Genomic DNA, 23,133 nt, shown 5'->3' with positions numbered 1-23,133 from the left:
TCGGGTCTCCCTGAAGACATACGGCTCATCGGACGCTGCGACGGTAGGTGGGCGGAACCACCGGACGGCCGCGCCCGGTGAACGCGCGGATGAACTGTGGGCACAGCGCCGGTGAACTCCGGCGCGGGCCGCTACAGTCGTCGTGTCCACCCTCTATCTCGGATCGTCCGGCACGTTCCTGCCGGTGAAGGGAAAGACCCGCTCATGGCCTCCGTGACCTTCGAGAACGTGTCCATTATCTATCCGGGGGCCTCGCGACGCAGCGTGGACCGCCTCGACCTGGAGATCGCCGACGGCGAGTTCCTCGTCCTGGTCGGCCCCTCCGGCTGCGGCAAGTCGACCACCCTGCGCGCGCTCGCCGGTCTCGAGGACGTGGCGGCCGGCCGGATCCTCATCGGCGACAAGGACGTCACCGGGACGGAGCCCAAGGACCGGGACATCGCGATGGTGTTCCAGAACTACGCGCTGTACCCGCACTACACGGTCCGGGAGAACATGGGCTTCGCCCTCAAGCTGGCCAAGGCGAGCAAGCAGGAGATCGCCGAGCGGGTGCAGACCGCGGCGGAGATGCTCGACCTGGTGCCGTACCTGGACCGCAAGCCCAAGGAGCTCTCGGGCGGGCAGCGGCAGCGCGTGGCGATGGGACGAGCGATCGTGCGCAACCCGCAGGTCTTCCTCATGGACGAGCCGCTGTCGAACCTCGACGCGAAGCTGCGCGTGGCCACGCGTGCGCAGATCGCCAAGCTGCAGCGCGACCTGCACACCACGATGATCTACGTGACCCACGACCAGGTCGAGGCCATGACCATGGGCGACCGCGTGGCGGTGCTCAAGGACGGGGTGCTGCAGCAGGTCGACACGCCCCGCGAGCTGTACAACAACCCGATCAACGCGTTCGTCGCCGGGTTCATCGGCTCCCCGTCGATGAACCTCTTCGAGGCCCCCGTCGCCGACGGCCGGGTGGACCTGGAGGGTTTCCGCGAGCCGGTACCCGCCGGGTCGGGGTCCCGCGTGACGGTCGGGGTGCGGCCCGAGCACCTGCGTCTCGCGGCGGAAGGTCACGGTCTGGCGGTGACGGTGGACCTGGTGGAGGAGCTCGGCGCGGACAGTTACCTGCACTGTTCGACGGCCGACGGCCACCCGGTCGTGTACCGCGCGGAGTCGGGTGACCACCCGGGCAAGGGGGACACGTTGTACCTCGAGGCGCTCGACGGCGAGGTGCGCTTCTTCGACGTGGAGAGCGGTGCCCGGCTGCGCTGAACCGTCACGCCGCGCAACATCTGTTGTTGTTACAGTTAACGCTGTGACCTCGCCTGCGTGAACCACGCGTGGCGGTGGTGACGACCCGGCCGATCCCGCCCGTGGTCCCGCGCCACCACCGCGTCGTGGGTTACGCTCAGCAGGTCCTCAGTGAGATCCGCGTCACAGCCGACGTCGATCAGCTGCCCGCCGGCGCGCGCCGACGGGAGTCGAGACACGACAGTAGGAGAGAGCGCATGGCCGTTCACGGCAGGTTCCTCAAGGCGGCGGCGGCCGCCTCCATCGTCGCGGTGGTCGCCGCGGGTTGTTCCTCCGGGGGCGGGGAGGACAGCGAGCAGGCGAGTGCCGGTACCTCGGGCGTCGGGCCCATCACGTTCGCGATGGGCAGCAATGACACGGACAAGCTGCGCCCCGTCATCGAGCAGTGGAACGCGGAGAACCCGGACCAGGAGGTCACCCTCCACGAGCTGCCCGCCGAGCAGGACGGCCAGCGCGACACCCTCGTGCAGTCGCTGCAGACGGAGAGCGGCGAGTACGACGTGTTCGCGCTCGACGTCACCGACACCGCGTACTTCGCGGCCAACGGCTGGCTCCAGCCGATCGAGGGTGAGACCGAGGTCGACACGAGCGGGCTGATCGAGGCCGCCGTCGACTCGGCGACCTACAACGGCACCCTGTACGCCGTGCCGCAGAACACCAACGCCCAGCTGCTCTACTACCGCACGGACCTCCAGCCGGAGGCCCCCGCCAACTGGGGCGAGCTCGTCGAGTCCTGCAGCGCGGCCGTCGAGGCCGCGATCGACTGCGTCAACCTGCAGCTCAAGCAGTACGAGGGCTTGACCGTCGCGGCCACGCAGTTCATCCACAGCTGGGGCGGCAACATCGTCGGCGACGACGGCCAGACTCCCGAGCTGGACAGCGAGGAGACCCGCGCCGGCCTCACCGCGCTCGTCGACGCCTACAAGAACGACGTCGTGGCGATGAAGTCCGACAGCTTCACGGAGGAGCAGACCGCGCAGGCGTTCCTGGGCGGCCGCACCATGTACGCCTACAACTGGCCGTACATGTACGACTCGGGCCAGACCGACCCGACCTCCGAGGTCGTGGACAAGTTCGACGTGGCGCCGATCCTCGGGCCGGACGGCCCGGGCAAGTCGGTCCTCGGCGGCTACAACAACGGCATCAACGTCTACTCCGAGAACAAGGCCACGGCCAAGGCGTTCCTCGAGTTCCTCGTCTCCGAGGACGTCCAGATGGGCTTCGCCCAGGAGTCCTTCCCGCCGGTGCTGTCCTCGATCTACGACGACGCCGCACTGCAGGAGCAGTTCCCCTACATGGAGGCGCTGAAGGCGGCGCTGGACAACGCCCAGCCGCGTCCGGTCTCGCCGTTCTACCCCGCCCTGTCCAAGGCCATCCAGGACAACACCTTCGCGGCCCTGAAGGACGAGAAGACCGTCGAGCAGGCGCTCACCGACATGAGCGCGGCGATCGAACAGGCTCAGTGACGAGCCCTCTTCTGAACGACGCCGGTGGGCCCCGGGAGTGATCCCGGGGCCCAGCGGTCTCCCTGACAGGGTGTGGCGCACCCGGCGAGGAAGCGGCGAGATGACGACGAGCGAGAAGTCCCCGGCTCCGCTGGTGGCGAAGAAGTTCGACTGGCGACCGGTGTGGATGGTGGGCCCCGCCCTGATCATCCTCGCGGTGGTGATCGGCTACCCGATCGTCCGCGCGGTCTACCTGTCCTTCATGGCCGACCGCGGCCTCGACCCCGCCACGGGCATGTTCACCGCCGGTGGGTTCGCCGGCTTCCAGCACTATCTCTACTGGCTCACCCAGGCCTGCCCGGCCCCCGGCGGCGGGACCGTCACGTGCCCCGACGGTGTCTCGTCCACCGACTTCTGGCCCGCCATGGGCAACACCCTGTTCTTCACGGTCACCACCGTCTCGCTCGAGACCGTGCTCGGCTTCGCGATGGCCGTGATCATGGGCAAGAGCATATGGGGGCGGTCCCTGCTGCGCGCCGCGGTGCTGGTCCCGTGGGCCATCCCCACCGCCGTCACCGCCAAGCTGTGGGCGTTCATCTTCGACCCCAACGGCATCGCCAACACGATCCTCGGCACGAACATCGCCTGGACCACCGACCCGTTCTACGCCCGCGTGGCGATCATCGTGGCCGACGTGTGGAAGACCGCGCCGTTCATGGCCCTGCTCATCCTCGCCGGCCTGCAGATGATCCCGGGCGACGTCTACGAGGCCGCCCGCGTCGACGGCGCCACCCGGTGGCAGCAGTTCGTCCGCATCACCCTGCCGCTGGTCCGGCCGGCGCTCATGGTGGCGGTCCTGTTCCGCACCCTCGACGCCCTGCGCATGTACGACCTGCCCGTCATCCTGGTCTCGGCCAACTCCAACTCGCCCACCGCGACCGTGTCCATGCTCGTGGTCAACGAGATGAGGATGGGCAACTTCAACAGCGCCTCCGCGATCTCGACACTCGTGTTCCTGCTGGTCTTCGCCGTCGCGTACATCATGGTGAAATTCCTCGGGGCGAACGTCGTGGAGGATCGCACCGGCAAGAAGGAGGAGATCCGGTGAGCCACCGAGTGCCTGACCCCAGTACCTCGCCGACCACGCCGCCGACCTCCTCGTCGTCGTCGACCCCCGGCCCCCACCGTCGCCCCGACGACGGTGACCTCAAGCCCCCGCGCAAGCCGTTCGGCCGCACCGCGGGCACCTACGTCGGCGCGCTCCTCATCCTCATCTGGGGGCTCGCGCCGTTCTACTGGATGCTCGTCACCGCGTTCCGCGACAACCGGTTCGTGTTCTCCGCCAGCCCCCTGCCGTCCAACGTCACCCTCGACAACTTCCGCGAGGCGCTGTCCACCGACGGCGGCAACAACTTCCTCGGCGCGATCATCAACTCGGTGATCATCAGCTCGGTCACCACCGCCCTCGCGCTGACCTTCGGCGTCTTCACCGCCTACGCACTCGCCCGCGTCGACTTCCGCGGCAAGTTCTTCGTCACCGGCCTCATTCTGGCGGCGTCCATGTTCCCCGGCGTCGCGCTGGTGACCCCGCTGTTCCAGCTGTTCACCGACATCGGCTGGATCGGCACGTATCAGGCGCTGATCATCCCCAACATCTCGTTCGCCCTGCCGCTGACGATCTACACGCTCACGTCGTTCTTCAACGACCTGCCGTGGGAGCTCGAGGAGGCCGCCCGCGTGGACGGCGCCACCCGCGGGCAGGCGTTCATCAAGATCATCCTGCCGCTGGCCGCGCCGGCGCTGTTCACCACGGCGATCCTCGCGTTCATCATCACGTGGAATGAGTTCATCCTCTCGCAGCAGCTGTCGACCACCGCGACCGAACCCGTCACCGTGGCGATCGCCCGCTTCTCCGGCGTCAACCCGTACATCCCGCCGCACGCGGCGATCATGGCCGCCGGCGCGCTCGTCACCGTGCCGCTGGTGATCATGGTGCTGCTCTTCCAGCGGCGCATCATCTCCGGCCTCACCGCCGGTGGCCTCAAGAGCTGACCGGCATGACGCGCAGGGACAGTGCCGATCGGTCCGATGGCGCCAGCCCCTCCGATGGCGCCCGCCCCTCCGATGGCGCGAGCCCCTCCGGCGGCGCCGACCGGGTGGTGCGGGGGCGCAGCGGCTCCGACGTGCTGGCCGCCCGCCAGCGGCTCGAGGTGATCGGCGGGTTCGTCGCGTTCTTCACGGTGCTCGCGCTGGTCAACGCGGCGGGCCTCATCGTCACGGGCCGGCCGTCGATCTTCGCGTCGCTGGTGCTGGTGTTAATGCTCGTGGCGTCGTGGTTCACGTTCCGCACGTGGCGGAGGGTCGACAGGGCGGTCCGCGCCGGCTGAGGCGGCGCGCTCGGCTCTGTGGTCCGCCTCGGCTGCCGCGGGCCGTCAGCCGTTGCCCGCCGTCAGCCGTTGCCGTCGCCAGCCGTTGCGACCCACATCCGCTACCCGGAATCCGGATCCGCCACCCTCGTAGGAGTAGCGGATCCCGAGGCGGGGTAGCGGATTTCCGGGGCCCGGGGCCCGGGGCCCGGGGCCCGGGGCCCGGGGGTTCGCGGGTTCGGTGCGAGCGGGGGCCGAGGCGTTGTCAGCGGCCGTCGCGCCAGGCGACCAGCGACTCGACCAGATCCAGCGGGTAGTCCGGGCCGTTGAGCCCCACGGTGAACAGGGTGACGCCTTCCGCGTGCAGGTCGTCGGCCAGGCGGCGCGCCTCGTCCGGGGTGCTGGCGCCGCCGATCTCCGTGGACCGTTCGATCTCGGCCGGATCGCGCCCCACGTCGGCGCAGTGACCGGCCAGGACGGCGGACTTGTGGCGGTAGGTCTCCACGTCCACGAACGAGTGCCAGATGTCGGCGTGCCGCGCCACATGCCGCAGCGTCTTCTTCTCGCCGCCGCCCCCGAGCAGGACGGGGATGTCTCGGGTCGGCGCGGGGGTGAGCGCGGCGAACCGCTGCTCGATCCGCTCGAGCGAGTCGCCGAGGTCGTCGAGACGCGACCCCTTGGTGCCGAAGTCGTAGCCGTACTCGGCGTAATCGCGCTCGAACCAGCCGCTGCCGAGGCCCAGGATGAGGCGGCCGCCCGAGATGTGGTCGACGGTCCGCGCCATGTCCGCCAGCAGGTCGGGGTTGCGGTAGCTGTTGCAGGTGACCAGGGCGCCGAGTTCGACGCGTTCGGTCTGCTCGGCCCACGCCGCGAGGAGCGTCCAGCACTCGAAGTGGGCGCCGTCGGGATCGCCGTACAGGGGGAAGAAGTGGTCCCAGTTGAAGACCACGTCGACGCCGGCGTCCTCGGAGCGGGAGACGGCGTCGCGCAGTCGTGCGTAGTCGGGGGTGTGCTGCGGCTGCAGCTGGACGGCGATGCGGACCGGGCGGTCGGTGCTCGGGGTCATGCGTCCCATTGTGCGGTCGGGTCCGGGGCCCCGCACCCGGTGAGGGGAGCGGGACCCCGGTGCCGGCGCGCGATCAGCCGTCGCGCTCGAGCACGAACCAGAAGTGCTCGCCCTCGTGGAGCGTGCCGCGTCCGTTCATCACCGCGAGCAGCGTCGCCGGGCGGCCGTCCGGGCCGGTGTCGACGACGGCGAAGTGGTCGATCACCGGCAGTCGGTCGTACACCATCGAGGCGGTCGGGCGGCCCCGGAAGGTGACCTCCCACAGTGAGGCCCCCCCGCCCCCGGTCGCGGTGGTGTCGGCGACGATCCCGCCGGCGTCGTCGGTGACGAGGATGGGATCGACCTTGCGCGCGTGGGTGAAGTCCTTGCCCCACCACCGCATGGTCCCGAGGGTGCCGTACATCGGGTGACCGGTGTCCAGGCCGGTACCCCGCCAACGCGAGCCGGCGATGTCTTCGACGCGCACGGGCGCCAGGGAGTCCCACAGTGCGACGACCCGGTCGGACGGGACGGCCTCCAGTGCGCGGATCCGGTCGAGCTCGGCCGCGGCCCCGGAGCCGCCTGTGCCGGTCGCGGCGGCCGCGCTCACAACCCGAGGGTCTTTCCGATGATGTCGCGCTGGACCTCGTTGGTGCCGCCGTAGATGGTCGAGACGACGGCCTGCCGGACCATGCGCTCCATGCCGTATTCGGTGGCGTATCCGTAGCCACCCATCGACTGCATGCACTCGAGGGTCACGCGCTTGCTGAGCTCGGACGCCTTGAGCTTGGCCATCGACGCCTCGCGCGGGAAGAGGGCGGCCGGGTCGGACTCGTCGACCTTCCTGGCCACCGCGTAGATCAGGAGGCGGGTGGCCTCGATCTCGGTGGCGAGGTCGGCCATGCGGTGGCGGATGACCTGGAACGATCCCACGGGACGGCCGAACTGCTCGCGTTCCTTGATGAACGCCAGGCAGTCGTCGAAGGCGCGCTGGGCGACCCCGAGCTGCATGGCGGCCAGGATGAGGCGCTCGGTGTTGAGGCCGGTCATGAGCTGCTTCCAGCCGCCGCCGACCTCGCCGACCACGGAGTCCGCGGGCAGGCGCACGTCGGTGAAGTAGAGGTCGTTGACCTCTTTGCCGCCCATGGTCTCGATGCCCGTGATCTGCAGACCCTCGATGCCGGCCGGCACGTCGAACATGGTGATGCCCTCGTGCTTCTTGCCCGAGGAGTCGGTGCGGGCGACGAGGAGGATACGGTCGGCGAAGTGGGCGTTGGAGCACCACGTCTTCTGGCCGTTGATCACCCAGTCGTCCCCGTCGCGCTCGGCCCTGCAGCGCAGCGCCGCGACGTCGGACCCGGCGCCGGGCTCGGACATGGAGATGGACAGGGTGCCGCCCTTGACGACCAGCTCGAGGGCGCGCCGGCGCTGTTCCTCGCTGCCGAATTTCTGATAGGCGGCGGCGGTGATGAGGGTCGGGCCGATACCGCCGATGGGGGCCATCCCCTTGAGGAGGTGCTCGAGGAGCAGGCACAGTTCGACCGCGCCGGCGTCGGAGCCGCCGTACTGCTCGGGCACGGTCAGGCCGAGCCAGCCGAGGTCGGCCATCTTGGAGTAGATCTCGGGCGAGTGGGTGCCGCCCTCCGTCGTGAGCTCGCGCCTCTTCTCGACGCTGCCGACCTCGCGCGCGCAGAAGTCATCGATGGATCTGGCGAAGTCACGCTGCTCTTCGGTGAGGATGTCGAACACTTCTCGCCTCAGTTTCTGTGGGTGGAGGTCGGTGGGGTATCGGGAACGGGCACGGTCCACTAATGTGGCACGTATCACGGTACGCTACATCAAATATATGTGATCTGAGGCGGAAGGACCACTCATGACCACCACCGAGCCCAGCAAGACGGGACCCACCTTCGCGAGCCTGGATCCGCGTGACGGCACCGTCCTCGCGGAGTATCCGATCGCCGGCCCCGAGGAGGTCGCGCTGGCCGTCGAACGGGCCCGGGCCGCCGCCCGCTGGTGGCGCAACCAGGGCCCGCGCGGACGCCGTGAGTGGCTGCTGGAGTACAAGCGCGCCATCTCCTCCCGGGCCGAGGAACTCGCGTCGTTGATCTCTGCCGAGACCGGAAAGCCGGACGAGGACGCGACACTCGAGGTCATGCTCGCCGTGAGCCATCTGGAGTGGGCGGCCAAGAACGCCGACAAGGTCCTGCGTCGGCGCCCGGTGTCCGCGGGGTTGCTGATGTCCAACCAGGCGGCGTACGTGGAGTACCAGCCCTACGGCGTGGTCGGGGCGATCGGACCGTGGAACTATCCGGTGTTCACGCCGATGGGCACCCTGTCGTACGCGATGGCGGCCGGGAACGCGGTCGTGTTCAAGCCGAGTGAGCTCACCCCGGGCGTGGGCGTGTGGCTCGCCGAGGTGTGGGATTCGCTCGGTGCCTCCCAGCCGCTCATCCAGACGATCACCGGCGACGGCTCGACCGGCGCGGCGTTGTGCCGGGCCGGGGTCGACAAGCTGGCCTTCACCGGTTCCGCCGCGACGGGTCGGAAGGTCATGGCCGCCTGTGCGGAGACGCTCACGCCGGTCGTGATCGAGGGCGGCGGCAAGGACGCGCTACTGGTGGACAGGGACGCGGACCTGGACGCGGCGGCCGACCAGGCGGTGTTCGGGGCGATGGGCAACGCGGGTCAGACGTGCGCGGGCGTCGAGCGGATCTACGTCCACCAGGACGTCCGGGACGAGTTCGTCCAGAAGTTCACCGACAAGGTCCGCGCGCTGAAGCCGGGCAATTCGGTCGCGTCGAGCTACGGTCCGATGACCCTGCCGTCGCAGGTCGACATCATCCGCCGGCACGTCAAGGACGCGATCGCCCGCGGGGGCAGGGCGGTTCTGGGCGGCGAGGACTCGGTGGGCGAGAAGATCGTCGAGCCGGTCGTGCTGGTCGATGTCCCCGAGGACTCGAGCGCGGTCACCGAGGAGACGTTCGGACCCACTGTCGTCATCAACCCGGTGGTGGATCTGGACGAGGCCGTGGAGAAGGCCAACGCCAGCAGCTACGGGCTCGGCGGCTCGATCTTCACCGGCGACCGCAAGCGGGGCCTGGCCCTGGCGGAGAAGCTCGATGTGGGGATGGTGTCGGTCAACTCCTTCCTGGCGTTCGCCGGCATCCCGGCGCTGCCGTTCGGTGGCTCGGGGGACTCGGGCTTCGGCCGGATCCACGGCGCCGACGGCCTGCGGGAGTTCGCCCGCCCCAAGGCCATCACCGCGCAGAAGTTCACGGCGCCGCTGAACCTGATGACCATGACCCGCAAGCCGCGCGACATCAAGATCGTCAAGTGGATGCTCGCCAACGTCCAGGGAAAGCTGTGATGTGACATGACCGCCACCACTCCCGAGAGGACCGGAGAGACGACGACGAGGGCGTCCGACTCCGACCGGCCCGCCCTTCCCGGGGTGTTCGGAACCATCCCGGCCGAGCTCGTCGTGGAGCCGGCAGTCGAACACCCGCTGACGGCACGGGTCCCGCTCAAGCCCGGGCGGTGGTACTGGCGGGATCTCATCGCGACGCTCGACCCGGTGGCGGACGCGCCGGAGATCCACCGCATCACCTCGACGTACGAGTTCCCGTGGGACTACCAGCGGGCGCTCGAGCTGGCCCTGTACCGGACCTACTGCATCCCCTCGGTCTCGGCGGTGCTGGAACAGGCCGGCAACTTCCGGGACCACCCGCAGAAGCGGTACGACGACACCGCCCTGCTCATGGTGGAACTCGTGGAGCACGGGTACGACTCGCCGCGCGGCAAGGAGGCGCTGCGGGTGATCAACCGGCAGCACGCGCGGTACGAGATCACGAACGACGACATGCTGTACGTGCTGTCGACGTTCATCTACGAGCCGCTGGAGTGGATCGACGCCAACGGGTGGCGCCGCCTGCACCCGAACGAGCGGCTGGCCGCGTTCCACTTCTACCGCGGGGTGGGGCAGCGGATGAAGATCGCCGACATCCCCGAGGACATCGGGGAGTTCCGTCGCTGGCGGGACGACTACGAGGCGCGCACCATGCGCTACGACCGGAACAACGAGCTGATCGGCACGTACACCCTGGACCTCATGTGTTCGTGGTACCCGGAGCCGGTCAGGCCGGTGGTACGCAGGGTGGTGCAGTCGCTGATCGACGACGACATGACCCGGGCGTTCGGGTTCCCGTGGCAGCCGCCGGCGTTCCGGAAGGCCGCCTACGCGGCCCTGCGCGCGCGGTCGAAGGTCGTCCGCTGGATGCCGGTCCGCCGCCGCGAGCTCGGTTCGCGCGGGACGGAGAACCGCACCTACCCGGGCTACCCGGAGGGCTACCGGCCCGCGGACCTGGGGGCGTGTCCGATCCAGCCGCGCGACCGGATGGGCGCTTGCCCGGTGGCGCACGGTGCATCGGGAGAGGCCGTGGCATGACCCTCCGGGTCGCACCGGCCCGCCCGGCGGGTGCTCCGGCCCGGTTCGCCGCCGACGAGGCGTGGGGGCGCCGGGCCGCGCGCATGCTGCGCCCGTTCGCCGACACGCGCTCGGGTCCGACCCCGGCCGAGCGCGCGAGGATCTCGCGGGCGTTGACGAGCGGTGATCCCGTGGCGGATGCGGTGCTCGAGGCCATCTCCCGCGGGGACACGTCCACGTCGCGGTTGCGGGCGGCGCTCGACGCCGCGGTCGCCGGCGGCCCGGTGCCGGCCGACGAGCCGGAGGAGGTCCACGCCTTCGTCCTGTCGGTCACCGACCTTCCCGGCTGGCTCGACCCGGACGTGGCCGACCGGGGCGCCCGCGCCTGCCTGCGGGCCGGGCTGACCGGCCAGGACGTGCTCGGCGATCTGGCGTTGCTCGGCGGCTACCGGCCGTCGGCCACCACGGAGGTCCTCACCTCGACCGGACGGCTCACGGGGGAGCGCACCTCCCGCCGCGTCGCCGAGACCATGGCGTGGTGGCACGCGGTCGCCACGCCGGGCGGGTGGCGCCCGGGCGCACCCGGCTGGGAGATGACCGTCCACGTCCGGTTGATGCACGCGCGGGTGAACCGGGCGATGCTGGACAAGGGCTGGGACACCGGGGCCAAGGGCCTGCCGATCAACCAGGGCGACATGGCCGCCACCAACGGGCTGTTCTCCGCGACGTTCCTGCTGGGCACGCTCGTGCTGGGGATCCCGCACTCCCCCCGTGAGGCGAGGGCCGTCATGCACCTGTGGCGTTGGATCGGCCGCGTCCTGGGCGTCGACGAGGACTTCCTTCACGAGCAACCCCGCCGGGCCCTGCGGGACATGTACCACTTCCTGCGCACGTCCCCGCCGCCCGACGCCAACTCCGTGGTGCTGGCCGGGTCACTGCTGGACTCCTACGGGATGACCGAGTTCCCCCGGCTGGCCCCGCTGCGTCGACGTGTCGAGGTGGCCCGCCACCGGGCCACCGCGACCTACCTCAACGGCCCGGCCGGGATGCGTGAACTCGGGCAGCGGCCCGCCGTGCCGTGGTATCCGGCGGTGATCATCCCCGCCAATGCCCTCGTGCACGGGGCGGCGCTGGTGTCGCCGAGGGTGCGTCGGGCGCTCGAGCGGCGAGGGGACCGCCGCATCCGTCGACAGATCACGCGGTACTCCCGCGGAACGGTGCAGCCGCTCGTCTGAGCGGAGCGGTCAACCGGGTTCCGCGCCCGCGCCGATCGGCTCAGCGGGGCAGCAGGACCAGACGCGCCAGCTGCCCGAGGCGCGTCGACACCGACGGGTCGAAATTTGTGGCGCGACCACCGTCGAGCACCACGGCCAGGGCCGCGTGGACCCGGATGCGCGCGTCATCGGGGTCGGGCCGCGGGCCACCCCGCGCACGCGCGGCCTCGAGGAGCAGTCCCGCCCACCGGTCCAGCTGGCCGTGTTGTGCGCGACGGATCCGACGCCGGTCGTCCGCACTCAACGACCCGAGCTCCGAGTGGTACAGCATCAGGTCCGGGCCGTGCGAGAACGCGATCGCCACATACTGCTCCAGCAGATCCGCCAACACCTCGGCCGGCTCGGCGTCGGCGCCGGGCCAGGCGGCGTGCCTGTCCAGCAGGTCCCCGACCAGCACGGCGGTCCTGTCCACGACGGCCGTGAGCAGGGCCGACTTCCCCGGAAAGTGCCGGTACAGCGCGGACGCCGCCACGCCCACGTCCGCCCCGATCGCCTCCATGGTGACGCTGTCGTACCCCGACGAGTGGAAGCGCGCGATCGCGGCGGCGATCGCGCCCTCCCGGGTGGCCGCGCCACCTCGGAGGGACTCGCCGCCGAGGGCGCCACTCCGGAGCCGGCCGGTCTGTGATGACCCGGCTGGTGACAGCCCGGCCTGCGATGGCCCGGCCGGTGACGGCCCGGCTGGTGACGGCGCGGCCGGGGACGGCCCGGGGCGCGGGGGCGGCACGGACGCCGCGAGGTCCCCGGCGATCGCGGTCATCAACGCCACGGCATCGGAATCCGCGATCCCGATCCGGTGATGGCCCAGCGAGGAGATGCACGACAGGATCGCCCCGGCCGCGGACCCCGCCCCTTCGGCCGCCCCACCTCGTCGTCGTCCCCGGACCGCCGCGGCGAGCCGACCCCGCACGCGGGCGTCGGCGGCGACCACCGCGGCGCGGTCCTCGGGACCCAGGTACCGCGCCTGCCAGCGGTACAGGGCCGCACGCGAGCGGTGCGCCAGCGTGGCCAGGGTGATCGACTCGACCAACCGCCCCAACGCGTCACCCTCCCCGGCGACCGGGCCGACACCGGCGGTCGTGGCGGCCTCGAGCTCGGACACCAGCACGGCCACCGCGTCCCGGAACATCTCGTACTTGCCCGGGACGTGCCGGTAGAGCGCCCCGGGCGAGAGATCGAGCCGCTCGGCGATGTGCTCCACACGGGTCGAGTGATAGCCGCGACGGGTGAACTCCTCGGCCGCCACGAGCGCGATCTCCGCACGTCGCGTACCCGCGGCAGGAGCCACCAGCACGGGCCGGTGGGGCGGGGGAGGCAGGGTCACGGCGCCTCGGCTCTCGGGTTCGGCGGAACCAGGTGTGATCTTGACAACACGGGATACAGTGGCGATAGTAAACCCCAATTCACACATATATGTGATCGGATCCACGTGATAGCCGTGTCGGCGCCCACGTGAACACGAACGCGGAAGGGATCTCCCACCCATGTCAGTGCCCGAGGCCTACATCTACGACGCGGTGCGCACGCCCCGCGGACGGGGCAAGTCCAGTGGTTCGCTGTACAGCGTCGCCCCGATCGACCTCGCCGTGGGCGTCCTGCGGTCCGTCGTCGAGCGCAACGGTGGCCTCGACCCCGCGCAGATCGAGGACGTGGTCATGGGCATCGTCGGCCCCGTCGGCGAGCAGGGCGCGGTCCTGCCGCGTATCGCGGCGATCGCGGCGGGACTGCCGGAGACCGTGGCGGGCGTCCAGGAGAACCGCTTCTGCGCCTCGGGTCTGGAGGCGGTGAACCTCGCCGCGCAGAAGGTCCGCGCCGGATGGGAGGACCTCGTGATCGCCGGTGGCGTGGAGTCGATGTCGCGCGTCCCCATGGGTTCCGACGGCGGCGCCTGGGCGCAGAACCCCCGCATCAACTACGAGACCTCGTTCGTGCCCCAGGGCATCGGCGCCGACCTCATCGCGACCCTCGAGGGATTCTCCCGTCGCGACGTGGACGAGTTCGCCGCCCGCTCCCAGGAGCTCGCCTCCGCAGCCTGGGACTCCGGCCGGTTCGCCGGCTCGGTCGTCCCCGTCGTCGACCTCGCCGGCCGGGTGGTGCTCGACCACGACGAGCACATCCGCCGCGGCACCACCGCCGACGACCTCGCCGGTCTGAAGCCCTCGTTCGCCGCCCTCGGCGAGCAGGCCGGCTTCGACGCCGTCGCCCTGCAGAAGTACCACTCGGTCGAGAAGATCGACCACGTCCACCACGCCGGCAACTCCTCCGGCATCGTCGACGGCGCCACCGCGATGCTCATCGGCAACGCCGCGGCGGGCGAGCGCAACGGGCTGACGCCCCGCGCGAGGATCGTCTCCGCCGCGGTCGTCGGGTCCGAGCCGACCATCATGCTCACCGGACCGACCCCCGCCGCCCGCAAGGCGCTGGCCAAGGCCGATCTCACGATCGACGACATCGACCTGTTCGAGGTCAACGAGGCGTTCGCCGCCGTGCCCATGAAGTTCGCCAAGGACCTCGACGTCCCGATGGAGAAGATCAACGTCAACGGCGGCGCGATCGCCATGGGCCACCCGCTCGGCGCCACCGGCGCGATGATCCTCGGCACCGCCCTGGACGAACTGGAACGCCGCGACGCCCGCTACGCCCTCGCCACCCTCTGCGTGGGAGCCGGGATGGGCATCGCCACCATCATCGAACGCCTGTAGACAAGCGCCGGCCTCCAGCCCCATAAGGACGAGAACACCTCAATGAGCAGCGACTTCACCAACACCATCACCTACGAGCGTGGCGCCGACGGGATCGTCGTCCTCACCATGGACGACCCCAACCAGAGCGCCAACACCATGAACGCCGACTATCTCGCCTCCATGGAGGCGGCGGTCGACCGGCTCGAGTCGGAGATCGACGACGTCACCGGAGTCGTCCTCACCTCCGCCAAGAAGACCTTCTTCGCCGGTGGCGACCTCGGCGACATCCTGTCCATCCCCGCGGACGCCGCCGACCTCGCGATCCAGACCGTCGAGCGCGCCAAGGCCCCCCTGCGGCGACTCGAGACGCTGGGTAAGCCCGTCGTGGCCGCCATCGGCGGCGCCGCGCTCGGCGGCGGCCTCGAGATCGCCCTCGCGGCCCACCGCCGCATCGTGGTGGACTCCCCGGCCGTCCAGCTGGGCCTGCCCGAGGTCGGACTCGGCCTGCTGCCCGGTGGCGGCGGCATCGTCCGCACCGTGCGGATGCTCGGCGTGGCCACCGCGCTCATGGAGGTGCTGCTCGAGGGCAAGCGCATGCGCCCCGGGAAGGCGCACCAGATCGGCCTGGTCGACGAGCTCGTCGCCGGGCCCGAGGACCTGCTGCCCGCCGCCAAGGAGTGGATCAAGGCCAATCCCGAGGCGGCCCAGCCGTGGGACCGCAAGGGCTACCGCATGCCCGGCGGCACCCCGTCCAACCCCGCGCTCGGCGCCAACCTGCCCGCCTTCCCGGCCATGCTGCGCAAGCAGCTCAAGGGCGCGCCCTACCCGGCCCCCGTCGCCATCATGGCGGCGGCGGTGGAGGGCGCCGGGCTCGACTTCGCCGCGGCGGAGAAGGTCGAGGCCCGCTACTTCGCCGGCCTGGCCACCGGGCAGACCGCCAAGAACATGATCCGCGCGTTCTTCTTCGACATGCAGAAGGCCAACGGCCTGGCGAAGAAGTACGGCTCGGCGGACCGCGAGCCCGTCGGGAAGGTCGTCGTCCTGGGCGCCGGCATGATGGGCGCCGCGATCGCCTACGTGTGCGCCAAGGCCGGCATGGAGGTCGTCCTCAAGGACATCGACCAGTCCGCCGCCGAGCGCGGGAAGGGCTACTCCGAGAAGCTCGTCGCCAAGACGGTCGCCCGCGCGGCGGAAGGCGAGGCGCGGGAGAAGGCGCAGCGCAAGGGCGACGCCCTCCTGGCGCGCATCACCCCGACCACCGACGCCGCCGCGGCCGACGGCGCGCAGGCCGTCATCGAGGCCGTCTTCGAGGACCCGAAGGTCAAGGAGGCGGTGTTCGCGGAGATCGCCCCGCACCTCGCACCGGGGGCCCTGCTGTGCTCGAACACCTCCACCCTGCCCATCACGATGCTCGCAGGCGGCGTGGACCGGCCCGCCGACTTCATCGGCCTGCACTTCTTCTCCCCGGTCGACAAGATGCCGCTGGTCGAGATCATCAAGGGCGCCGAGACCTCCGAGGACACCCTCGGACGGGCCCTGGCGCTGGTCGCCCAGATCGGCAAGACCCCGATCGTGGTCAACGACTCCCGCGGATTCTTCACCTCCCGCGTCATCGGCACCTTCACCAGCGAGGGCATGGCCCTGCTCGCCGAGGGCGTCCCGGCGCCGACCATCGAGCAGGCCTCCTCGCAGGCCGGCTACCCCGCGCCGGTGCTCGCCCTCATGGACGAGCTCACCCTGACCCTGCCCCGCAAGATCCGGGACGAGACCCGCGAGGCCGCGCGGGCGGAAGGGCGCGAGCTGCCCGACCACCCGGGCAACGCGGTGCTCGACCGCATGATCGACGAATTCGACCGCAAGGGTCGTTCGACCGGCTCCGGGTTCTACGACTACGACCCCGAGACCGGCAAGCGGGCCGGACTGTGGCCCGGCCTTGCCGACGCCTTCGGCGGTACCACCGAGATCCCGCTGCAGGACGCGATCGACCGCATGCTCTTCGCCGAGGCGATCGAGACCGTCAAATGCCTCGACGAAGGCGTCCTCGAGACGACCACCGACGCCAACGTCGGCTCCATCCTCGGCATCGGCTTCCCCGGCTGGACCGGCGGCGTCGCCCGCTACATGGACCAGTACCCCGGCGGCCTGCCCGGGTTCGTGGCCCGGGCCGAGGAACTCGCGCAGCGCTACGGCGACCGGTTCACCCCGCCCGAGTCCCTGCGCTCGAAGGCCGCCTCGGGCGGCACCTACGAGGAGGTCCAGCCGTGATCCGCACCCGCTTCACCGAGGAGTTCGGCGTCCGCCACCCGATCGTGCAGGGCGGGATGATGTGGGTCGGCCGGGCCGAACTCGCCGCCGCCGTGTCGGAGGCCGGGGCGCTCGGCATCATCACGGGCCTCACCCAGCCGACGCCCGAGGACCTGGTCCGGGAGATCGCCCGCTGCCGGGAGATGACCGACCAGCCGTTCGGCGTCAATCTCACGATCCTGCCGGCGATCAACCCGCCGCCCTACGCCGAGTACCGACAGGCGATCGTCGAGTCGGGCGTGAAGATCGTCGAGACCGCCGGGTCGAACCCCTCCGAGCACCTGCCGGTGTTCCATTCCGCCGGCATCAAGGTCATCCACAAATGCACCTCCGTGCGCCACGCCCTCAAGGCCGAGAAGCTCGGCGTGGACGCCGTGTCCATCGACGGCTTCGAATGCGCCGGGCACCCGGGAGAGGACGACGTCCCCGGGCTCGTCCTCATCCCCGCGGCGGCCTCCAGGCTCACGATCCCGATCCTCGCCTCCGGAGGGATCGCCGACGCGCGCGGCATGGTCGCCGCCCTCGCCCTGGGCGCCGACGGCGCCAACATGGGCACCCGCTTCATGTGCACGGCCGAGTCCCCGGTCGCGGAGCAGGTCAAGCAGCAGATCGTCGCCAACACCGAGCTCGACACCAAGCTCATCTTCCGCACCATGCGCAACACCGCCCGGGTCGCGGCGAACGCGATCTCGGCCGAGGTCGTGGCCAAGGAGTCCGAGGGTGCCGAGTTCTCCGACATCCAGCATCTCGTCGCCGGCGCCCGCGGGCGCAAGGTTTTCGAGGACGGGGACCTCGACGCCGGCATCTGGACCGCCGGCCAGTGTCAGGGGCTCATCGACGACGTGCCCACCGTGGCCGAGCTCGTCGACCGCATGATGACGGAGGCGGAGGAGATCATCACCTCCCGCCTGGCCGGGATGGTCGGTGTCTCGGAGGCGGTCCGATGACCGCCTCGGGGCGGGACGCCCTCCGCATCGACCGGGACGACATCGGCGTCGTCACCATCACGATCAACCGCCCCGAGCGGATGAACGCCGTGGACTACGAGACCCTAGCCGCGCTCGGCGAGGTGATCGCCGAGGTCGGTGCGCAGGACGACACGCGCGTCATCGTGCTCGCCGGCGAGGGCGGGGCCTTCACCACCGGGGCCGATCTCCAGGCCGCCAGTGAATCCGGCTCGTCGGGCGACGCGATCGCTCCCGACGTCACGATGGACGCCGCCAACAACCTGGTGCACGCCGTGCTCCGGGCCCCCGTGCCGGTCATCGCGGCGGTCAACGGGCCGGCCGCCGGGGTCGGGGTCTCCCTCGCGTTGGCCGCGGACCTGATGTTCATGTCCGAGGACGCCTACCTGCTGTTCGCCTTCACTAACATCGGGCTCATGCCCGACGGCGGCGCCAGCGTCCTGCTCCCCGCGTCCGTCGGGCGGTCGGTGGCCTCGCGCATGTTGCTGCGCGGGGACGCGGTGTCGGCGGGTGAGGCGCGTGACGTGGGCCTGGTCGTGGACGTCCTGCCGGCCGCCGAGCTACACGAGGCCGCTCAGAAATCGGCCCGCCGCCTGGCGCGGGGACCCCGCCGGGCGCTCGAACTGACCAAGCGGGCCGTCACCCTGGCCGCCCTCACCGAGCTCGACGAGGCCCTCCGGCGTGAACACGAGGGGCAGTGCGAACTGCTCGTCTCCGAGGACTTCGCCGAGGGCGTGAAGTCCGTGCTCGAGAAGAGACGCCCGAACTTCACCTGACCGACCCACCTCCCACCCACCGTCGCCACGAAAGGCCGAGACCATGACCACCGCCACGGACCCCATCGCCGAGCTGCACGCGGCGCGTCGCAACCACTGGAACACGTGGGTCTCCATCCACGCCGAGATGAAGCCCGACGCCGAGGCACTCCGGTACCTCGGGCAGACCACCACCTGGCGTGAACTGCGCGATCGCACGAACCGCTTCGCCGACGCGCTCGCGCGCCGCGGTGTCGGCAAGGGTGACCGGGTCATGCTCATCACCCTGAACAACCCGGAGTTCGTCGAGGCGGTGCTGGGCATCAACAAACTCGGCGCCATCGCGGTGCCGGTGAACTTCCGACTCACCCCCGGGGAGCTCGCGTACCTCGTCAGCGACTGCACGCCGAAGGTCGTCGTCACCGACGCGATGCTGGCCCCGCTCGTCCCGGCCATCCGGGCCCAGGGGGAGGAGCCGGGCCAGCACATCGTGATCGGCGGCGAGAGCGGCACCCCGGACCAGACGAGCTACGCCGACGCGCTCGCCGAGGAGGGCACGCCGCACGAGCCGGTCGACGTCCCCGAGGACACCACCGCGTTGATCATGTACACCTCCGGCACGACCGGCCGCCCCAAGGGCGCCATGCTGTCCTACCAGAACCTCACGGCACAGTCGCTGACCTGCATCCGGGTCTTCCGCCTCTTCGACGAGGACGGGCGTGCCCTGTGCGCGGCGCCGATGTTCCACATCGCGGCTCTCGGCTCGATCGCCCCGAGCCTGCAGCTCGGTGGGGTGACGGTGATCCACCCGCTCCAGGCCTTCGACCCGGCCGCCCTCCTGGACACCCTCGAGGCGGAGAAGATCACCAGCATCTTCCTGGTCCCCGTGCAGTGGCAGGCCGTCTGCGCGGAGCAGCAGGCCCGGCCTCGCAGCCTGTCCCTGCGCAACATCTCGTGGGGCGCCGCCCCGTCCACGGACACCATCCTGCGGGCGATGGCGGAGACCTTCCCCGACGCCCTCAACTGCGCGGTGTTCGGGCAGACCGAGATGAGCCCCATCACCTGCGCGCTCGACGGTGACGACGCCATCCGCAAGCTCGGCTCCGTCGGCAAGGTCATCCCCACCATCGAGGCGCGGGTCATCGACGGGTTCGGCGAGCCGGTCGGCCCGGGCGAGGTCGGCGAGATCGTCTACCGCGGCCCCACCATGATGTCGGGGTACTGGAACAAGCCCCGGGAGACCGCGGAGGCGTTCGAGGGCGGCTGGTTCCACTCCGGCGACCTGGTCCGGATGGACGAGGAGGGCTTCGTCTACGTGGTGGACCGCAAGAAGGACATGATCATCTCCGGCGGCGAGAACATCTACTGCGCGGAGGTGGAGAACATCATCGCCGGGCACCCGCGGATCCGCGAGGTCGCGGTCATCGGGCGCCGGGACGACAAGTGGGGAGAGGTCCCCGTCGCGGTCGTGGCCCAGCACGAGGGCGGGCCCGACCTCACCCTCGAGGAGCTGAACGAGTGGCTGCGCGACAAGCTCGCCGGCTTCAAGCTGCCCAAGCACCTGGTCCACGTGGAGGAGCTGCCGCGGAACGCCAGCGGCAAGGTGGTCAAGGGCACGCTTCGCGCCGAGCACGGCACCGTGGGCGTCTGACCTCCGGCCGCGCACCTCATCCGACACCTGCCCGGAAGGCGAGTAGTGATCACCGAACTGCACCGCAATCCCGCGCCCGCCGTGGCGCGCACGTCCCCGCCGACGTTGACCGATGCCGTCGACTCCCTCGGCGCGGCCAGCGGGGTGGCCAACGTGATCATGCAGCTGTCCTGGCCGGAGGTCGGGTGGGGTGTGCGCGAGAGCCGCGTGGACACGGGAAACGTCTACAAGCGGCCCCTGAAGCGGGCGCGTACGACGTTCCAGTATCTCGCGGTGGCGACGCTGGGCACGGACGAGGACAAGCGGATCTACCGCGAGGAGGTGACGCGGATCCACCGGCGGGTCCACTCGACGCCGGAGAGCCGTGTGAAGTACAGCGCGCTCGACCCGAAGCTGCAGATGTGGGTGGCCGCGTGCCTGTACATCGGTTTCGAGGACGTCTTCGAGTGGCTGCACGGGCCCATGTCGGACGCGGATCGCGAGGCCTTCTACGCCTCCGCGCCGACCCTGGGCACCACGTTGCAGGTGCGGCCCGAGCAGTGGCCGGCGACCCGCGCGGACTTCGACGAGTACTGGCGGGAGGGCATGTCGCGGATCCGCTTCGACGAGCCCGTCCGCGAGCACCTGGTGGGCCTGACGGAGCTGAGGATGCTGCCCCAGCCGGCGACGCTGCTGTTCGGCCGGGCGGCCAGGTGGGTCACCACGGGTTTCCTGCACCGTGAGTTCCGGGACGAGCTGGGCCTGCCGTGGACACCGCGGGACCAGCGACGCTTCGAGGCGTTCCTGGCCGTGACGGCGCGGCTCAACGGGCTGTTGCCCGAGCCGGTGCGGACGATCACCTACCGGCTGTTGCTGTGGGACCTGAGGTGGCGGTTGACGACCGGTCGTCCGTTGATGTGACGACGACGAGGTGGGCCCGGGCCGGGTGACCGGTGCCCGGGCCCGTCCCCGTGTCCGGCGGAACCGGCGGGGTCGGGCCCTTGCGTGGGGTCAGGCCTCGGCGGCGAGCTCCGGCTCGCGGGCCTCGTCCCAGACCCCGGCGCGTTCGAGGTGGGCGACGAGCAGCCGGGCGCCGTTGCTGAACTCGCCGTCGACCACGGCGTGGGCGGTGTCGAGGTCCTTGTCACGGAGGGCCTGCAGCATGCGCCGGTGGTCGACGAGGGCGCCCGCGCGCCATTCGGGGTCCTCGGCGTAGAGGCGGTACGGCATGTAGCGGGCGGCGTTGGAGAGGAATCTCGAGAGCTTGTCCGATCGGGACACCCGGTTGATGGCCCGGTGGATCGCGTACTGGGCGTGGACCACGCCGTCGGCGTGTCCGGCCGCGGACGCCGCCTCGAAGTCGTCGATGAGGCGCGCGTGGGCTTCGAGCGCCGCGTCGTCGTAGCGGGTGATGGCCCGGTCGACGATCCGCTTGGACAGCTCGGCCTGCAGCCAGAAGATGTCCTCGATGTCCTGACGGCTCATGGGGGAGACGAGGTAGCCGCGTCGCGGTACGAGATCGACCAGGCCTTCGCCCCGCAGGGTGAGCAGGGCCTCGCGGACGGGGGTCACGCTCACGCCGAGGGCGGCGGCGGTCTCGTCGAGGCGGATGAAGTCGCCCGGGCGGACCTCGCCACTCATGATGAGCGTCCGGACGTGGTCGGCGACCTCCTCGGAGAGCTGCGGACGCTGCGCGAGTCGTGTGGGGGCCAAGTCCGCCACCTCGTTTCTTCAAGGAGGAGCACCCACCGTGGGCGCCCGTACTCGATAATTCAAATCAAATATATCCGTAGCGGCTCACCATACCTCGGCAGGGGTGCGCGCGCCGCCCCGCCGAAGGGATTCACGTGAAACATCTCGTGACCGCTCTGATCCTGGCGATGGTATCGCTCGTCGTAGTCCCCTCCGCCGCGGTGGCGCAGCCCGGCACCGCGCCGGCGCCGACGGCCGGTGGCCCCCATCCCGTGCCCGCGTCGTTCGTCGACGGTCTGCGCGCCGAGGTCCAGAACCCGCTCGGCGAGCACCCGGCCACGAACGACTGGGACTGCGAGCTCACCGAGGCACGTCCGCGTCCGGTGATCCTCGTCCACGGCACGTTCCTCAACCGACAGGACAACTGGGCGTACCTGGCGCCGTCGCTGGCCAACGAGGGCTACTGCGTGTTCGCCCTGACGTATGCCGCGCACCCGCAGGCGCCGTGGCCGCTCAGCGCACTGGGCGGGACGCGCACGATGGAGGAGGGTGCGGCCGAGCTCGCGGTGTTCGTGGACCGCGTGCGTGAGGCGACGGGCGCGGACAAGGTCGACCTGGTGGGGCATTCGCAGGGCACGCTCATGCCGGCGGTGTACGTGAACGAGCTGGGCGGGCACGAGTTCGTGGAGAACTACGTCGGCCTCGGTTCGGTGTGGCGGGGCAGCACGGCGTTCTTCATCTCCCAGGCGTTCGACCTGTTCGGCCAGATCGGCGTCCGCGATGAGGTCGAGCACTTCTTCCGGACCGTCGGCTGCGGTGCGTGCAACCAGGTGCTCGCGGGCAGCCAGTTCTTCCACGACCTGTGGCGCACGGGCACGCCGTACCACCCGGATGTGCAGTACACGAACATCCTGACGCGGTACGACGAGATCGTCACGCCGTTCGCCAGCGGTCTCGTCGAGGGGCCCAACGCGGAGAACCACATCGTGCAGGACTTCTGCGCGCAGGACTACTCGGAACACGTCTCGATCGTCACCGACCCGGTGGCCCGCGACCTCGTACTGAACGCGTTGGACCCGGAGAACCCGCGGCCCGTGGGCTGTGTGTTCGTCCCGCCGATCACGCCGCTGCACAGCTGACCCGCGGGCCGGCTCGGCCCACCCCGCGCACCCGCTCGGCCCGGGTGGAGCGCCCACCCGGCGCACCCGCCCGGCCGGGCGGCGCGACCGTCTCGCGGACCCGCCCGCC

General features: G+C 70.6%; 20 protein-coding genes. 15 read left to right on the top strand and 5 right to left on the bottom strand.

The annotated features are described in order from the left end of the window. The first annotated feature begins 204 nt into the window (after nucleotides 1-204). The 5 genes from RWK90_RS08240 (at nucleotide 205) to RWK90_RS08220 (ending at nucleotide 5,131) form a co-directional block, all read left to right on the top strand. Nucleotides 205-1,260: a sn-glycerol-3-phosphate ABC transporter ATP-binding protein UgpC gene (locus RWK90_RS08240; protein ID WP_314036646.1), complete on the top strand. Its 1,056-nt coding sequence runs from the start codon at nucleotides 205-207 to the stop codon at nucleotides 1,258-1,260. A 236-nt stretch (nucleotides 1,261-1,496) separates the two neighbouring features. Then, nucleotides 1,497-2,765, top strand: coding sequence for an ABC transporter substrate-binding protein (locus RWK90_RS08235; RefSeq protein WP_314036644.1), 1,269 nt, complete (start codon nucleotides 1,497-1,499; stop codon nucleotides 2,763-2,765). A 100-nt stretch (nucleotides 2,766-2,865) separates the two neighbouring features. Next, nucleotides 2,866-3,852 carry a sugar ABC transporter permease gene (locus RWK90_RS08230; protein WP_314036642.1) on the top strand — a complete coding sequence of 329 codons (987 nt, stop codon included), beginning with the start codon at nucleotides 2,866-2,868 and terminating at the stop codon, nucleotides 3,850-3,852. An 8-nt stretch (nucleotides 3,853-3,860) separates the two neighbouring features. After that, nucleotides 3,861-4,796, top strand: a complete 936-nt coding sequence (locus RWK90_RS08225; protein ID WP_396230286.1) for a carbohydrate ABC transporter permease — start codon at nucleotides 3,861-3,863, stop codon at nucleotides 4,794-4,796. 5 nt (nucleotides 4,797-4,801) lie between these two features. Then, complete coding sequence (locus tag RWK90_RS08220) at nucleotides 4,802-5,131, top strand: hypothetical protein (RefSeq protein ID WP_314036640.1); 330 nt, start codon at nucleotides 4,802-4,804, stop codon at nucleotides 5,129-5,131. A 244-nt stretch (nucleotides 5,132-5,375) separates the two neighbouring features. Here RWK90_RS08220 and RWK90_RS08215 read toward each other — a convergent pair whose 3' ends face one another. The 3 genes from RWK90_RS08215 to RWK90_RS08205 form a co-directional block, all read right to left on the bottom strand. After that, on the bottom strand, nucleotides 5,376-6,176 hold the full coding sequence (locus RWK90_RS08215; protein WP_314036638.1) for an LLM class F420-dependent oxidoreductase: 801 nt from the start codon (nucleotides 6,174-6,176) through the stop codon (nucleotides 5,376-5,378). Nucleotides 6,177-6,249: 73 nt separating this feature from the next. Then, nucleotides 6,250-6,765: a GXWXG domain-containing protein gene (locus RWK90_RS08210; protein ID WP_314036636.1), complete on the bottom strand. Its 516-nt coding sequence runs from the start codon at nucleotides 6,763-6,765 to the stop codon at nucleotides 6,250-6,252. Beyond that, entirely contained in the window at nucleotides 6,762-7,904 is a 1,143-nt protein-coding gene (locus RWK90_RS08205; protein ID WP_314036634.1) for an acyl-CoA dehydrogenase family protein, read from the bottom strand. The genes RWK90_RS08210 and RWK90_RS08205 overlap by 4 nt, the downstream gene beginning before the upstream one ends. Before the next feature lie 124 nt (nucleotides 7,905-8,028). Here RWK90_RS08205 and RWK90_RS08200 point away from each other — a divergent pair, with 124 nt between their 5' ends. The 3 genes from RWK90_RS08200 to RWK90_RS08190 are packed head-to-tail and all read left to right on the top strand — an operon-like array spanning nucleotide 8,029 to nucleotide 11,816. Then, nucleotides 8,029-9,525 (top strand): aldehyde dehydrogenase family protein, encoded by a 1,497-nt coding sequence (locus RWK90_RS08200; protein WP_314036632.1) that lies wholly within the window; start codon nucleotides 8,029-8,031, stop codon nucleotides 9,523-9,525. Nucleotides 9,526-9,531: 6 nt separating this feature from the next. Then, nucleotides 9,532-10,602: an oxygenase MpaB family protein gene (locus RWK90_RS08195; protein ID WP_314036630.1), complete on the top strand. Its 1,071-nt coding sequence runs from the start codon at nucleotides 9,532-9,534 to the stop codon at nucleotides 10,600-10,602. After that, nucleotides 10,599-11,816: an oxygenase MpaB family protein gene (locus RWK90_RS08190; protein WP_314036628.1), complete on the top strand. Its 1,218-nt coding sequence runs from the start codon at nucleotides 10,599-10,601 to the stop codon at nucleotides 11,814-11,816. The genes RWK90_RS08195 and RWK90_RS08190 overlap by 4 nt, the downstream gene beginning before the upstream one ends. A 40-nt stretch (nucleotides 11,817-11,856) precedes the next feature. Here RWK90_RS08190 and RWK90_RS08185 read toward each other — a convergent pair whose 3' ends face one another. Continuing rightward, entirely contained in the window at nucleotides 11,857-13,179 is a 1,323-nt protein-coding gene (locus RWK90_RS08185; RefSeq protein WP_314036626.1) for a TetR/AcrR family transcriptional regulator, read from the bottom strand. Between the two features lie 160 nt (nucleotides 13,180-13,339). Between RWK90_RS08185 and RWK90_RS08180 the strand changes: the two genes are divergently transcribed. From RWK90_RS08180 to RWK90_RS08155, 6 genes are read left to right on the top strand one after another with little or no spacing between them, the layout of a single operon-like run. Beyond that, complete coding sequence (locus RWK90_RS08180; RefSeq protein ID WP_314036624.1) at nucleotides 13,340-14,557, top strand: acetyl-CoA C-acetyltransferase; 1,218 nt, start codon at nucleotides 13,340-13,342, stop codon at nucleotides 14,555-14,557. Between the two features lie 42 nt (nucleotides 14,558-14,599). Further along, nucleotides 14,600-16,804: a 3-hydroxyacyl-CoA dehydrogenase NAD-binding domain-containing protein gene (locus tag RWK90_RS08175; RefSeq protein ID WP_314036622.1), complete on the top strand. Its 2,205-nt coding sequence runs from the start codon at nucleotides 14,600-14,602 to the stop codon at nucleotides 16,802-16,804. Next, complete coding sequence (locus tag RWK90_RS08170) at nucleotides 16,804-17,790, top strand: nitronate monooxygenase family protein (protein WP_314037106.1); 987 nt, start codon at nucleotides 16,804-16,806, stop codon at nucleotides 17,788-17,790. Before RWK90_RS08175 ends, RWK90_RS08170 begins: the two co-directional genes overlap by 1 nt. Next, nucleotides 17,787-18,584, top strand: a complete 798-nt coding sequence (locus RWK90_RS08165; RefSeq protein ID WP_314036620.1) for an enoyl-CoA hydratase — start codon at nucleotides 17,787-17,789, stop codon at nucleotides 18,582-18,584. Before RWK90_RS08170 ends, RWK90_RS08165 begins: the two co-directional genes overlap by 4 nt. Nucleotides 18,585-18,627: 43 nt before the next feature. Beyond that, nucleotides 18,628-20,214 carry a fatty-acid--CoA ligase FadD5 gene (gene fadD5 / locus RWK90_RS08160; protein ID WP_314036618.1) on the top strand — a complete coding sequence of 529 codons (1,587 nt, stop codon included), beginning with the start codon at nucleotides 18,628-18,630 and terminating at the stop codon, nucleotides 20,212-20,214. A gap of 45 nt (nucleotides 20,215-20,259) precedes the next feature. Continuing rightward, complete coding sequence (locus RWK90_RS08155; RefSeq protein ID WP_314036616.1) at nucleotides 20,260-21,114, top strand: oxygenase MpaB family protein; 855 nt, start codon at nucleotides 20,260-20,262, stop codon at nucleotides 21,112-21,114. A gap of 90 nt (nucleotides 21,115-21,204) precedes the next feature. Here the strand turns inward: RWK90_RS08155 and RWK90_RS08150 are convergent, their stop codons facing one another. Next, the gene (locus tag RWK90_RS08150; protein WP_314036614.1) at nucleotides 21,205-21,915 is read right to left on the bottom strand and encodes a GntR family transcriptional regulator; all 711 of its coding nucleotides are present in this window, start codon (nucleotides 21,913-21,915) and stop codon (nucleotides 21,205-21,207) included. A 125-nt stretch (nucleotides 21,916-22,040) separates the two neighbouring features. Here RWK90_RS08150 and RWK90_RS08145 point away from each other — a divergent pair, with 125 nt between their 5' ends. Then, nucleotides 22,041-23,024 (top strand): alpha/beta fold hydrolase, encoded by a 984-nt coding sequence (locus RWK90_RS08145; RefSeq protein ID WP_314036612.1) that lies wholly within the window; start codon nucleotides 22,041-22,043, stop codon nucleotides 23,022-23,024. Nucleotides 23,025-23,133: the final 109 nt, after the last annotated feature.

Source organism: Dietzia sp. CH92 (assembly GCF_032248695.1).
Lineage (GTDB): Bacteria > Actinomycetota > Actinomycetes > Mycobacteriales > Mycobacteriaceae > Dietzia.
Note: the sequence above shows the minus strand (reverse complement) of the source record. Positions and strands in the feature narration are given on the sequence as shown.

Coding starts and splice junctions, on each gene's coding strand:
- RWK90_RS08165 (WP_314036620.1), top strand. CDS start 17,787: ATGACCGCCTCGGGGCGGGACGCCCTCCGCATCGACCGGGACGACATC.
- RWK90_RS08175 (WP_314036622.1), top strand. CDS start 14,600: ATGAGCAGCGACTTCACCAACACCATCACCTACGAGCGTGGCGCCGAC.
- RWK90_RS08220 (WP_314036640.1), top strand. CDS start 4,802: ATGACGCGCAGGGACAGTGCCGATCGGTCCGATGGCGCCAGCCCCTCC.
- RWK90_RS08200 (WP_314036632.1), top strand. CDS start 8,029: ATGACCACCACCGAGCCCAGCAAGACGGGACCCACCTTCGCGAGCCTG.
- RWK90_RS08215 (WP_314036638.1), bottom strand. CDS start 6,176: ATGACCCCGAGCACCGACCGCCCGGTCCGCATCGCCGTCCAGCTGCAG.
- fadD5 (WP_314036618.1), top strand. CDS start 18,628: ATGACCACCGCCACGGACCCCATCGCCGAGCTGCACGCGGCGCGTCGC.
- RWK90_RS08190 (WP_314036628.1), top strand. CDS start 10,599: ATGACCCTCCGGGTCGCACCGGCCCGCCCGGCGGGTGCTCCGGCCCGG.
- RWK90_RS08195 (WP_314036630.1), top strand. CDS start 9,532: ATGACCGCCACCACTCCCGAGAGGACCGGAGAGACGACGACGAGGGCG.
- RWK90_RS08235 (WP_314036644.1), top strand. CDS start 1,497: ATGGCCGTTCACGGCAGGTTCCTCAAGGCGGCGGCGGCCGCCTCCATC.
- RWK90_RS08180 (WP_314036624.1), top strand. CDS start 13,340: ATGTCAGTGCCCGAGGCCTACATCTACGACGCGGTGCGCACGCCCCGC.
- RWK90_RS08240 (WP_314036646.1), top strand. CDS start 205: ATGGCCTCCGTGACCTTCGAGAACGTGTCCATTATCTATCCGGGGGCC.
- RWK90_RS08230 (WP_314036642.1), top strand. CDS start 2,866: ATGACGACGAGCGAGAAGTCCCCGGCTCCGCTGGTGGCGAAGAAGTTC.